Origin of the sequence: Streptomyces sp. XY006, from assembly GCF_002237655.1 — a bacterium.
In the GTDB taxonomy this organism is placed as follows: domain Bacteria; phylum Actinomycetota; class Actinomycetes; order Streptomycetales; family Streptomycetaceae; genus Streptomyces; species Streptomyces levis.
The window spans coordinates 208472-221203 of record NZ_NOKT01000009.1 but is presented as its reverse complement, the minus strand read 5'-3'; the positions used below and the strand labels follow the sequence as shown (position 1 = coordinate 221203).

The following is a 12732-nucleotide window of genomic DNA, read 5'->3' as shown; positions in this document are numbered from 1 at the left end:
TCAGTGGTGGTGTCCTGCCTCCTGTCCCGCGTCCGCCGGCTCCTCCGCCTGCCCGTGTGCGTGCTCGTGCGGGTCGTAGCCGGGGATGGTCCCGTCCGGCTTCTTCACCAGGAACAGTCCCACCATGCCCATGTCGGAGTGGCTCTGCACATGGCAGTGGTACATCCAGGCGCCGGCGCCGACCCCCTCCCCCGCGATCACCTGGAAGCCGAAGGAGTCGGCCGGGCCGGTGATCTTGTTGTCGATGACCTGGCTCGGGTCGTCGGGGCCGGTCAGCATGCCGGTGCGGTTGTCCGCCCAGCGGTGACCGTGCATGTGGAACGTGTGGTAGAACTCGCCGTGCGTGATCACGATGAACTCGACCCGGTCGCCCACCGTGGCCTCGAAGTTCGGCCCGGAGTGCGGCGCCTTGTTGTTGATGCGCATGTCGTTGAAGACGACCGTGTGCGTGCGGTCCGGCAGGACGTCGCCCTTGCGGCGGACGATGACCGGCCCGAACAGGCCCTTCTGCAGTCCGACGGTGCCGTGGTCCGTGCCGACGACGTGGTCGTGGTAGTGCCAGTAACCCGCGCTGCCCGCCCGCCAGGTGCCGTCCTTGCGGCGGCCCGGGGCGTGGGTGCGCCAGGTGTAGGTGCGGGTGCCGCCCGGCTCGACATGACTGCGGTTCATCTTCGTGCCGTCGCTGGTGATCTCGTAGTCCAGGCCGTGCACGTGCAGGCTCACCGGCACGTCCATGGTGTTCTCGAACTCGACGTGCAGGGTGTCGCCTTCGTTGAGTTCGATCAGCGGGCCGGGGACGGTGGCCTTGCCCTTCTCCAGGCCGTAGCCCATCTGACCGTCCGCCAGCTTCTCGGCGTACATCCTGATGCGCTTCACCTCGCCTCCGGCGGGTGCCGTCTTCGCCGGTCCGTCGGCGCTGATGGCCTCGGGCGCCACGGACAACGATGTCGCGACGGCCGCGCCGCCCAGCAGCACACGCCGGTTGAAGCTGCGTCTGTCCATGCGGAACTCCCCACCCTGGTAAGGCTTTTACGGAGGCGTACCTGTGATGAACCGGTGAGACGGTACCGGTCGCGCTCCCGTTTATCCACACTCAAGACAAAGTTGGGGTCATCCCGGTCATAGGTATTGGCGGGATGGGCAAAGGGGTCTAGCTTCCTTGGCGGTGTTGCTGTGACCGAGGAGGTGCCCATGCACTTACGAGGGCTGAGCAAGAAAAGACGCGTCTGGGCGGCCTCGGTGGCCGCCGGTGTCGTGACCGCCGGGCTGCTGTCCGGACCGGCCGCGAGTGCGCGTCCCTATCCGGAACCACCCTTGACAACGATGTCGATCAAGTCGCCGCCGGGCGGCGCCAATGTACGGGTGCTGATCTTCCACGGTTCCGCGGCCGGCGAGGAGTCGCCGGTCGTGAACGCCGCGATCGAGGCCGTCGAGGACATCGGGCTGACCGGCCCGGCCGAAGGGCGCTTCAAGGTGCAGGCCACCGGCGACGCCTCGGTGTTCACCGACGACACGAGGCTCGGCCGCTTCAACGCGATCGTGTTCCTGACCGGCGGGGGCGACGTCCTCGACCCGGAGCAGGAGGCGGGCCTGGAGGCGTACATGGAGGCCGGCGGCGGGTTCGTCGGCATCCATGACGCGGCGCGCGCGGAGCCGTACTCGGACTGGTTCACCGGTCTGGTGGGTGCCCGTCCGGCCGCGTCGAGCCCGGCGGCGGTGCAGCGGGCGACCGTGGAGGTCGGCGACCGCCGGCACCCGGCCACCAAGGACCTGCCGGTGCAGTGGAAGCGCCCGGACAAGTGGCTGAACTGGGTGAAGAACCCCTCGGGCGACGTCCACACCGTGGCCCGGGTGCGGGAGTCGACGTACCAGCCGGGCACGGGTGCCAACGGCTCGGATCACCCGGTCAGCTGGTGCCGGGACTACGACGGCGGCCGCTCCTTCTACACGGGCATGGGCGGCACGGTGTCGTCGTACGACGAGACCGACTTCCGGGCCCATCTGCGCGGCGCGCTGATGTGGACGACCCGGCTGGAGCAGGCCGACTGCAAGGCGGCCATCAACGCCAACTACGCGGCGGAGCGGCTCACCAAGCCCAACCAGCCGGGGCAGAACGACCAGATCGGCGAGCCGCACGGGCTGGTCACCGCCCCCGACGGCCGGGTCTTCTACATCGGCCGGGGCGGGGCCGACTCCTCGCAGCCGGTGATCACCGACTGGAACAACCCGGACATCGGCAAGGGCAAGGGCGAGATCCACGTCTACGACCCGAAGACCAAGCAGGTCACCCTGGCCGGCGCGCTGACCGTCTTCGGCAACAAGGGCGGCGGCGACGAACTGGTCAAGGTCGAGGAGGGCCTGCTCGGCATCGAGCTGGACCCGAAGTTCGCGCAGAACGGGTGGGTGTACCTGCACTACACGCCGCACGAGCGGATCAACCGCGAGACGCGCATGGCGGAGCGGCGGGTCTCCCGGTTCACGCTCGACCAGGCCACCAGCAAACTGGACCTCGCCAGTGAGAAGGTGCTGCTGAAGTGGCCGGTGCAGATCCACAGTTGCTGCCACGCGGGCGGCGGGATGGCCTGGGACTCCAAGGGCAACCTGTACATCGCCACCGGTGACAACAACTCCAGTGGCTTCAGCGGCGGTTACTCCGGCAACAACCCGGAGCCGAACTACAAGGGCGTCTCGTTCGCGGACGCGCGCCGCACGGCCGGCAACACCAACAACCTCAACGGCAAGATCCTGCGCATCCACCCGGAGCCGGACGGCACGTACACACTGCCCGAGGGCAACCTCTTCACCGGCAAGGAGACCGACGAGGGCGGCGGCAAGACGCGCGGCGAGATCTATGTGATGGGCGTGCGCAACCCGGCGCGCATCTTCGTCGACAAGTCGACCGACGTGCTCTACGCGGGCTGGGTCGGACCGGACGCGGGCTCGCCCTCGACCACCTGGGGTCCGGCCAAGTACGACACGTTCGCCGCCATCACGAAGGCGGGCAACCGCGGCTGGCCGTACTGCATGGGCAACAAGCAGCCGTACCGGGACCGCAATCTGCCGGACCCGTCCAAGCCGCTGGGCTGGTACGACTGCGACCACCCGAAGAACGAGTCGCCGAACAACGACGGCCTGGTCAACCTGCCGCCGGTGACCGGCAACAACATCTGGTACTCGCCCTCGGGCGGCGCGCCGGACTACCCGCGGGACGCGAACGGGGTCCCCTCCTACAAGCCGGAGGAGGCCACGTACAGGCTGCCCTGGCTCAAGGGCGGCGGCCAGGCGGCCATGAACGGGCCGGTGTACCGGTCCGACGCGGTCGCGGCCGACAGCACCGTCAAGTGGCCGGCCTACTGGGACGGCAAATGGTTCGTCGGCGACTTCTACGACGCCGACCAGCCGCGCCACGCGGTGCTGCTGGACCCGAAGACCCAAGGAGACGGCGGTCTGCCGGTGCACGCGGAGTCGCTGAAGAAGATCGTGCCGGTCGGCAACGACGGCATCAAGAACCTGATGGACTGGAAGTTCGGTCCGGACGGCGCGCTGTACGTCCTCGACTACGGGCGCGGCTTCTTCACCTCCGACTCCAAGTCGGCCCTGTGGCGGGTCGTCTACAAGGGCGGCGGGCCCACCCCGGCCGCCGGTCAGCTGGCGAGGGGGACCGAGTGACACGGCACCTACCGCACCGAAGAGTCTGGGCCGCCCTGCTGGCCGCCCTGCTCGTGATGCTCGGCGTGCAGGCGATGCCCGCCGCCGGGCAGGCACAGGCGCCGGCCGCCGAACAGGTGCTCACCTGGACGGCCGGCAACGACATCGACAAGTACCTGTCGGCGCCGAAGACGGCGGTCGCCGGCCAGGCCACGATCGTCTTCGAGAACAGCGCGGCCACCGGCAACACGACGGGCATGCCGCACACGCTGACGTTCGTGACCAGCGACCCCGAGTTCAACGGCGACGTGCAGCTCAACCTCCTGGCCAATCCCAACGACGCCCAGGGCGGCAAGCACACCGCCCAGGTCACGCTCACCCCGGGCCGGTACTTCTACCACTGCACGATCCCCGGCCACGGCCAGATGCAGGGCATCCTCACGGTGACCGAGGGCACGGGTGAGGACACCACAGCGCCGGAGGCGTCGGCGCACGTGAGCGGCACGCAGAACACGCAGGGCCAGTACGTCGGCTCCGCGAGCGTGGCGCTGCACGCCACCGACACGGGCGGCTCCGGTGTCGACCGGATCGAGTACGCGCTCGGCGCCGCGGGCGCCTGGCAGCCGTACACCACGCCGGTCGTGGTCGACCAGGTCGGCGATCACACGGTCCGCTACCGGGCGTTCGACAAGGCGGGGAACGTCTCCGCCGAGAAGAGCGCCGCGTTCACGGTCGTGGCACCGCAGTCGGACGACACCACCGCGCCGGAGACCTCGGCGACGGTGACCGGCGAGCGGAACGCGGACGGGGCGTACGTCGACATGGCGACGGTCACCGTCTCCGCGTCCGACACCGGCTCCGGGGTCAACACGATCGAGTACGCGATCGGCTCCGGCGCCTGGCAGCCGTACACCGCGCCCGTGATGGTGCATCAGGTGGGCGAGCACACCGTCCGCTACCGCGCCACCGACAAGGCGGGCAACGTGGCGGCCGAGAAGAACGTGCGGTTCACGGTCGTCGCGGCGCCGCCCGAGGACACCGTCCCGCCGGTGACGGGCGTCAGCGTGGAGGGCACGAAGAACTCCGACGGGGCGTACGTCAACAGCGCCCGGGTGACCGTCACGGCGACCGACGCGCACGGTTCGGGCGTCGAGCGGATCGAGTACTCGCTCGACGGCGGGCCGTACCTGGCCTACTCGGCGCCGGTGGTGGTGGACCGGGCCGGTGCGCACACCGTGGCGTACCGGGCCACCGACAAGGCCGGCAACACCTCGGCGGCCCGTACCGTGACGTTCACGGTCGTCTCCGGCGGGGTGCCGGCACCCGACTGCCCGGAGTACGACGAGCGGCTGACGGTGTTCGTCGGCACGGTCGACTCGGGGGTGCGCAACCGGGTGACCGACAACCGGTGCCGGATCGGCGAGCTGATCGAGGACGAGAAGGAGTGGACGTCCCACGCGCTGTTCCTCAAGCACGTCACGTCCGTCCTGGACGCGCTGCTGAAGGAAGGCGTGATCGACCAGCGCGAGTACAACGCCGTCCGCAAGGCGGCCCGCCAGTCGGGCATCGGCAAGCCGGGGCAGACCGAGGGCTACCGGGCGATCTTCGACGGCAGCGCGGAGTCCCTGGCCAAGTGGCAGCACGTGGGCGGCGGTTCGTTCGGGCTGAACCCGGACGGGACCCTCACCTCCAGCACCACGACGCCGGGCATGGGCATGCTGTGGTTCCCGCAGCGCAAGTACGGCGACTTCTCGCTGAAGCTCCAGTGGCGTGACGACGCGCCCGGCACCGGCAACACCAACTCGGGCGTCTTCGTCCGCTTCCCCTGGGTCCACGACCACCCGGAGGAGTCGCGCCCGGAGTGGGTCGCCATCAAGTACGGGCACGAGGTGCAGGTGCTCGACCGGCCCGACGGCGACATGTACAAGACCGGCTCGGTCTACGGCTTCGACCGCGTGGGCCTGGCCGGTGCCGGCGTGACGCAGAAGGGCACCTGGAACGACTACGAGATCCGGGTGGAGGGCCAGCACTACTCGGTCTTCCGCAACGGCGTGCTGATCAACGAGTTCGACAACACCGGCGGCCAGGAGTTCAGCCCGCCCCGCGCGGACGACCCGGGCACGGACGGGCGGCGCTTCGCCTCCGGCTACATCGGGCTCCAGGTGCACGGCACGACGGACGTGGTCTCGTTCCGCGACGTCCGGATCAAGGAGTTGTAGGAGCCTCTTCAAGGAGTTGCAGGAGGCGCCTGTTTGCGGGCCCTGCTCGGCTGTACCCGTCTGGGCTCCCCCGGCATCTTCGGATACTCGGGCGGGTACGGCAGGTCTCCCAGCCCGTGGTCGTGCTCGTCGCGGCGGGCGAGGTCGAGCAGGGCCTCCAGGGAATAGCGGTGGTCGTCCATGTCCGCGTGCACATCGCCGAGTTCGGCGAAGCGCGCGGGCATGGTCGCGAGATCGAAGTCCTGCGGGTGCGCGACGCCGACCTCCTCCCAGCGCAGGGGCGCGGAGACGGGGGCGTGCGGGCGGGGGCGTACCGAGTAGGCGGAGGCGATCGTGCGGTCGCGGGCCGTCTGGTTGTAGTCGAGGAAGATGCGCTCGCCGCGCTCCTCCTTCCACCACTTGATGGTGACCTGCTCCGGCATCCGCCGTTCCATCTCCCGGCCGACGGCGATGGCGGCGCGCCGGACCTGGGTGAAGGTCCAGCGCGGTTCGATGGGCACGAAGACGTGCAGGCCCCGGCCGCCCGAGGTCTTGGGGAAGCCGCGCAGCCCGCCGAACTCGTCGAGCACCGCCCGCAGTTCGTGGGCGGCGCGGGCGGCGTCGTCGTAGTCGGTGCCGGGCTGCGGGTCGAGGTCGATGCGCAGTTCGTCGGGGCGGTCGACGTCGTCGCGGCGGACCGGCCAGGGGTGGAAGGTGAGCGTGCCGAACTGGGCCGCCCACACCACCGCTCCCACCTCGGTGGGGCACATCTCGTCGGCGCTGCGGCCGCTGGGGAAGGTGATGTGCGCGGTCGGGATCCAGTCGGGCATGTTCTTCGGCGCCCGCTTCTGGAAGAAGTTCTCGCCGCCCACGCCCTCGGGGTAGCGCTCCAGGGTGGTGGGCCGGTCGCGCAGGGCGCGCAGGATGCCGGGTCCGACGGCGATGTAGTAGCGGGCGAGGTCCAGCTTGGTGAAACCGCGCTCGGGGAAGAAGACCTTGTCCGGGCTGGACAGCCGTACGGTCCGGCCGTCCACCTCCAGTTCCACCGCGTCACCCATGTCCGTCACGGTAGGCGTAGCCCGCATACCTCGCACATCGGGCATATCACTGCGGGTGCGCGCAGAATCGAGCCATGGATCTGCCGGTGATGCCCCCTGTCCTGCCGATGCTCGCCAAGTCCGTGGCGGCGATCCCCGCGGGCATGCACTACGAGGCCAAGTGGGACGGGTTCCGGGCGATCGTGTTCCGCGACGGGGACGAGGTGGAGCTCGGAAGCCGCACCGGGAAGCCGCTGACCAGGTACTTTCCCGAGCTGGTGGCGGCCGTTCGGGAGCGGTTGCCCGAGCGGTGCGTGGTGGACGGGGAGATCGTGATCGCGCGGGAGGGGCACCTGGACTTCGACGCGCTGACCGAGCGGATCCACCCGGCGGACTCGCGGGTGCGGACCCTGGCCGAGCGGACGCCGGCCTCCCTCGTGGCGTTCGACCTGCTGGCCCTCGGGGACGAGTCGCTGATGAACGCCCCGCTGACCGACCGGCGGGAGCGGCTGGCCGAGGCGCTGTCCGGGGTGACGGCGCCGGTGCACCTGGCTCCGGCGACCACGCACATCGAGGTGGCGCGGCAGTGGTTCGAGCAGTACGAGGGCGCGGGTCTGGACGGTGTCATCGCCAAGCCGCCGGCCGGGCGCTACCGCCCCGACGAGCGCGCCATGTTCAAGATCAAGCACGAGCGGACGGCGGACGTCGTCGTCGCCGGGTACCGGCTGCACAAGAGCGGCCCCGTCGTGGGCTCGCTGCTGCTCGGACTGTACGACGACCGGGGGACGCTGCAGCACGTGGGCGTGTCCGCGGCCTTCACGATGAAGCGGCGGGCGGAGCTGGTCGAGGAGCTGGAGCCGCTGCGCATGGACGACGTCTCCGGGCACCCGTGGGCGGCCTGGTCCGAGGAGGCCGCCCACGAGACGGCCCGGCTGCCGGGGGCGCCGAGCCGCTGGTCGGGCCGGAAGGACCTGTCGTGGGTGCCGCTGAGGCCGGAGCGGGTGGCCGAGGTCGCGTACGACCACATGGAGAACGGGCAGCGCTTCCGGCACACCGCCCGCTTCCGCCGCTGGCGCCCGGACCGGACCCCCGAGAGCTGCACCTACGCACAACTGGAGGAGCCGGTCCGCTACGACCTGGCGGAGATCCTGGGCGCGTGAGCCGGGGCTGCTCAGGCGACCCCGGCACCCGTGACCGGGGCCCGCTCAGGGCTGCATCAGGATCTTGACCGCGCCGTCCTGTTTGCGCTGGAACATCTCGTAAGCGTGGGGTGCCTCGGACAACGGCACCCGGTGGGTGGCGAAGTCGTCCACGCCGAGCGGGTCCTCGTCGGTCAGGTACGGGATGATGTCGTCGCTCCAGCGGCGCACGTTGGCCTGGCCCATCCGGATCTGGACCTGCTTGTCGAACAGGGTCAGCATCGGCATCGGGTCGGCCATGCCGCCGTAGACGCCGGACAGGGAGATGGTGCCGCCGCGGCGCACCAGGTCGATGGCCGTGTAGAGGGCGGCGAGGCGGTCGACGCTGAACCGCTCGGACATCGGGCCGCTCAGCTTGCGCGGCAGCAGCGCGGCGGTGTTCTGCACCAGACGGGCCACCGCGCTGCCGTGGGCCTCGGTGCCGACCGCGTCGATCACCGCGTCGGGGCCGCGCCCGTCGGTCTGGTCACGGATCGCCGCGACGAGCTCCTTCTCGTCGTCGAAGGACCTGAGGTCGAAGGTCTCCACCCCGCGCGCCCTGGCCCGGGCCAGCCGCTCCGGCACCAGGTCGACGCCGAACACCCGCCCCGCGCCCTTCACCTGGGCGATCCGGCAGGCCATGTCGCCGATGGGCCCGAGGCCCAGCACGGCGATGCTGCCGCCCTGCGGGACGTCGGCGTAGGCGACGGCCTGCCAGGCGGTGGGCAGCACGTCGGAGAGGTAGACGAAACGGTCGTCGGGCGGGCCCTCGGGGACCTTGATCGGGCCGTACTGGGCCTGCGGGACGCGCAGGTACTCGGCCTGGGCGCCCGGCACCGCGCCGTACAGGCGGGTGTAGCCGAACAGGGCGGCGCCCATGCCCTCGCCGTGGACCTGGGTGGTCTCGCACTGGGTGGGCAGGCCGGTCAGGCACATCCAGCAGTTGCCGCAGGCGATCTGGAACGGGACGACGACCCGGTCCCCGGCCTGGAGGTCCGGGACGCCGGCGCCGACCTCCTCGACGATGCCCATGGGTTCGTGGCCCAGGATGTCGCCGGGGGTCATGAACGGCGTGAGCACCTCGTACAGGTGCAGGTCGGATCCGCACAGGCCGCTGGACGTGATCCGGATGATCGCGTCGGTGGGTTCCTGGATGCTCGGATCGGGCACGTTCTCCACCCGGACGTCCCGCTTGCCCTGCCAGGTCACAGCCCTCATCGCTTCGCGCTCCCTCCGTCGGCGTGCGCGTCCATCGGTCGGCGGGCTCCGGGTACCCGAGCGCCCCGCGCTGAACCTTTGCGCCGATCGACGGACGCGGCCGGGACACCGTGCCGTCAAGAATGATCAGGTCTGGCCGTAGATGGTCAGATAAGCGCACAATCAAGACACATCGATGACAGGGGCGCGGTGGCGACGGTGGGCATGGGACGACGGGTGCGCGGACGGCGTGCCACGACGACGGCGACGCTGCTGGCCGTCACGGTGACGGCCCTGGCGGCGGGGTGCACGGGCGGAAGCGGCACCCCCGACGACGGCCGCGGATCGTCGAACGCCTCGGAACGGGGGGCCTCCCCGTCGGGGACGGCTCCCTCCCCGCTCGCCGTCAAGCTCGACAACGCGCGCTCGGCCCGGCCGCACACGGGCGTCGACGCGGCGGACGTGGTGTACGTGGAGCAGGTCGAGGGCGGGCTGAGCCGGCTGATGGCGGTGTACGCGACGCGGATGCCGGAATCCGTCGGCCCGGTGCGCAGCGCCCGGGAGTCCGATCTGGAGCTGCTGCGCCAGTTCCACCGGCCCACGCTGGTGTTCTCCGGCGCGCAGAAGAAGCTCCTGCCGCTGATCGACGAGGCGCCGCTGCGCGCGGTGACGCCCTCGGACGCCCCGGACGCGTTCCACCGCGCCAGTGACCGCGCCGCCCCGCACAACCTCTATCTGCGGCCCGGGCGGATCGTGCCCGAGGCGCCGGGCCGGGCGGCCCTGACCACCGGCTTCCGTTACGGCTCCGCCCCCGGGGGCGGCACCGCGACGGACTCGCGGACCGTGCGCTACCCGGCGGCCCGCTTCACCTTCACCTGGTCCGACGCCCGCGACCGCTGGCTGGTCGGCATGGACGGAGCCCCCGCCACGGAGACCGGCGGGGCCCGGATGGCGGCGGCGACCGTGGTCGTGCAGTACGTGAAGATCCGCGAGTCCGGCTTCCGGGACTTCCTCGGCAACAACTCGCCCTACACCGAGACGGTGGGCTCCGGGAAGGCGACCGTCCTGCGCGACGGGCGGGCCTGGGACGTGGACTGGAAGCGCGCGAAGGCCACGGACGGCACCGCGTTCACCACCGCCGGCGGCTCCCCGGTGAACTTCGCGGAGGGCCAGGTGTGGGTGGTGTACGCCCAGGCCTCCTGACCCGACCGCGGGCCTCAGCGGGGCACGGCCAGGGGCTCCTCGGGGTGGCGCAGGTTCTCGGCCGCGTCCGCCACCCGCCGGAGGAGGTCGAAGAACACCGTCCGCTCGTCGGCGCTCAGCGGGGCGAGGAAGACCTGGTTCATCCGGGCGGTGCGCACGGTCAGCCTGCGGTGGGTGCGCGCCCCTTCGTCCGTCAGGCGCAGCAGGGAGCGGCGGCCGTCCTGCGGGTCGCGGACCTTGTCCAGCAGCCCGCGCCGGCTGAGCCGGCTGATCACCTCGGCGATGGTGGACCGGTCGAGCCCCACCCGCTCCCCCACCGTGCGCTGGTCCAGGCCGGGCTCGTCGACGAGCGTGTTGAGGACCGCGTACTGGGGCGAGGTGATCTCCTCGGAGACCATCGTGTTCCACAGCAGCCAGTGCGCCTGCTGGAGCCGCCGGGCCAGGTGCCCGGGGTGGGTGGTGAGGTCCGCCGCCGCCATGTGCACCCCTCGGTCGATTTCGTCGGTGCACTGACGATATCCGACCGCAGCGGGACTGTCTGCCGCCTCGAAGGCGCATATTCCGGGGTCTTGACGGGCCAGAGTCCCGATGGCAGCGTGAGATCCGGCTCGCGAAAATACTCAGTGTCCTGACTATTTCGGTCGGGTCGCGCGGCAGGGATGGGGCTTCTCGGATGGACAAGGTGGTCACCACGGCCCGGGAGGCCGTGGCCGACGTGCCGGACGGCGCGTCGCTCGCGGTGGGCGGTTTCGGGCTCAGCGGGGTGCCGGACGTGCTGATCCAGGCGCTGTACGAGCGCGGGGTGTCCGCCCTGTCGGTGGTCTCCAACAACTGCGGGGCCATGGAGTCGGGGCTCGCCGTCCTCCTGGCCGCCGGCCGGATCGCCCGGGTGACGGGCTCCTACATCGGCGCCAACAAGGAGTTCGCCCGCCAGTACCTGGCCGGGGAGCTGGAGGTCGAGCTGATCCCGCAGGGCACGCTGGCCGAGCGGCTGCGGGCGGGCGGCGCCGGGATCCCCGCCTTCTACACGCCCGCCGGGGTGGGCACCCAGGTCGCCGACGGCGGCCTGCCGTGGCGCTACGACGGGCAGGGCGGGGTCGCGCTGGCGTCACCGCCCAAGGAGGTCCGGGAGTTCGACGGCACGGAGTACGTGCTGGAGCGGGGCATCCGCACCGACTTCGCCCTGGTCCGGGCCGCCCGGGGCGACCGGCACGGCAACCTGGTCTTCAACAAGTCCGCCCGGAACTTCAACCCGCTGGCCGCGATGGCCGGGCGGGTCACGATCGCCGAGGTGGAGGAGCTGGTGGAGCCGGGCGCCATCGACCCGGACGCGGTGCACCTGCCGGGCATCTTCGTGCAGCGGATCGTCGCCCTCACCCCGGAGCAGGCGGCGGACAAGCGGATCGAGCAGCGGACGGTGAGCTCCTGATGGCCTGGACACGCCAGGAGATGGCCGCGCGGGCGGCGCGCGAACTGCGGGACGGGCAGTACGTCAACCTCGGCATCGGCCTGCCCACGCTGATCCCGAACCACCTGCCCGAGGGCGTCGAGGTCGTCCTCGAATCGGAGAACGGCATCCTCGGCACCGGCCCCTACCCCACCGAGGACGCCATCGACCCGGACCTGATCAACGCCGGCAAGGAGACCGTGACGGTCCTGCCGGGCGCCTCCTTCTTCGACTCGGCGCTGTCCTTCTCGATGATCCGGGGCGGGCACATCGACGTGGCCGTGCTCGGCGCCATGCAGGTCTCCGAGCGGGGCGACCTCGCCAACTGGGCCGTCCCCGGCAAGCTGATCACCGGCATCGGCGGGGCGATGGACCTGGTGCACGGCGCCCGCACGGTCTTGGTCGTCATGACCCACACCGCGAAGGACGGCTCGCCCAAGATCCTCACCGAGTGCACGCTGCCGCTGACGGGCAAGGGCTGCGTGAACCGGATCATCACCGACCTCGGCGTCCTCGACGTCACCGGCGACGGGCTCGTCCTCGTCGAGACCGCACCGGGCGTGACCGCCGAGGAGGTCGTCGCCGGGACCGGCGCCCGGCTCACCGTGCCGGAGGCCCTGAAGTGAAGGACGTCCACCTCGTCGACGCGGCCCGCACGCCGATCGGCCGCTACGACGGCGCGCCGGCGGGCGTCCGCCCCGACGATCCGGAACGCCAGGCGATCCGCGCGGCGGCGGGCCGTCCGTGACCGGTCGCGTCCACGCGCAGAGCCGCATGCCGGTACCGCCCGCGCCCCTTCGGGCGCCCTTCCGTAAGAACCTTCC

At 71.1% G+C, this 12732-nt stretch carries 11 protein-coding genes; 7 read left to right on the top strand and 4 right to left on the bottom strand.

From position 1 onward, the window contains the following. Window positions 1-1002, bottom strand: coding sequence for a multicopper oxidase domain-containing protein (locus CHR28_RS13150; protein WP_094053762.1), 1002 nt, complete (start codon window positions 1000-1002; stop codon window positions 1-3). 189 nt (window positions 1003-1191) lie between these two features. Between CHR28_RS13150 and CHR28_RS13145 the strand changes: the two genes are divergently transcribed. Further along, entirely contained in the window at window positions 1192-3669 is a 2478-nt protein-coding gene (locus tag CHR28_RS13145) for a ThuA domain-containing protein (RefSeq protein WP_179272414.1), read from the top strand. Between the two features lie 56 nt (window positions 3670-3725). Next, the gene (locus tag CHR28_RS13140; RefSeq protein WP_094053760.1) at window positions 3726-5867 is read left to right on the top strand and encodes an OmpL47-type beta-barrel domain-containing protein; all 2142 of its coding nucleotides are present in this window, start codon (window positions 3726-3728) and stop codon (window positions 5865-5867) included. An 8-nt stretch (window positions 5868-5875) separates the two neighbouring features. On the opposite strand, the gene ligD is transcribed toward CHR28_RS13140, so the two are convergent. Beyond that, window positions 5876-6904: a non-homologous end-joining DNA ligase gene (ligD, locus tag CHR28_RS13135; protein WP_094053759.1), complete on the bottom strand. Its 1029-nt coding sequence runs from the start codon at window positions 6902-6904 to the stop codon at window positions 5876-5878. A gap of 74 nt (window positions 6905-6978) precedes the next feature. On the opposite strand from ligD, the gene CHR28_RS13130 reads away from it, so the two are divergent. Continuing rightward, window positions 6979-8043, top strand: a complete 1065-nt coding sequence (locus tag CHR28_RS13130) for an ATP-dependent DNA ligase (protein WP_094053758.1) — start codon at window positions 6979-6981, stop codon at window positions 8041-8043. Window positions 8044-8088: 45 nt separating this feature from the next. Here CHR28_RS13130 and CHR28_RS13125 read toward each other — a convergent pair whose 3' ends face one another. Next, window positions 8089-9279, bottom strand: a complete 1191-nt coding sequence (locus CHR28_RS13125) for a zinc-dependent alcohol dehydrogenase (protein ID WP_094053757.1) — start codon at window positions 9277-9279, stop codon at window positions 8089-8091. 204 nt (window positions 9280-9483) lie between these two features. Between CHR28_RS13125 and CHR28_RS13120 the strand changes: the two genes are divergently transcribed. Then, a complete protein-coding gene (locus tag CHR28_RS13120; RefSeq protein ID WP_094053806.1) occupies window positions 9484-10461 on the top strand; it encodes a DUF3048 domain-containing protein in 978 nt (325 codons plus the stop codon). Between the two features lie 14 nt (window positions 10462-10475). On the opposite strand, the gene CHR28_RS13115 is transcribed toward CHR28_RS13120, so the two are convergent. Beyond that, on the bottom strand, window positions 10476-10940 hold the full coding sequence (locus CHR28_RS13115; RefSeq protein ID WP_094053756.1) for a MarR family winged helix-turn-helix transcriptional regulator: 465 nt from the start codon (window positions 10938-10940) through the stop codon (window positions 10476-10478). A gap of 194 nt (window positions 10941-11134) precedes the next feature. Here CHR28_RS13115 and CHR28_RS13110 point away from each other — a divergent pair, with 194 nt between their 5' ends. From CHR28_RS13110 to CHR28_RS37995, 3 genes are read left to right on the top strand one after another with little or no spacing between them, the layout of a single operon-like run. Continuing rightward, on the top strand, window positions 11135-11890 hold the full coding sequence (locus CHR28_RS13110; RefSeq protein WP_094053755.1) for a CoA transferase subunit A: 756 nt from the start codon (window positions 11135-11137) through the stop codon (window positions 11888-11890). Beyond that, window positions 11890-12534: a CoA transferase subunit B gene (locus tag CHR28_RS13105; protein WP_094053754.1), complete on the top strand. Its 645-nt coding sequence runs from the start codon at window positions 11890-11892 to the stop codon at window positions 12532-12534. The genes CHR28_RS13110 and CHR28_RS13105 overlap by 1 nt, the downstream gene beginning before the upstream one ends. Further along, window positions 12531-12656, top strand: a complete 126-nt coding sequence (locus tag CHR28_RS37995; RefSeq protein ID WP_256984236.1) for a hypothetical protein — start codon at window positions 12531-12533, stop codon at window positions 12654-12656. The genes CHR28_RS13105 and CHR28_RS37995 overlap by 4 nt, the downstream gene beginning before the upstream one ends. The last annotated feature ends 76 nt before the right edge of the window (window positions 12657-12732 follow it).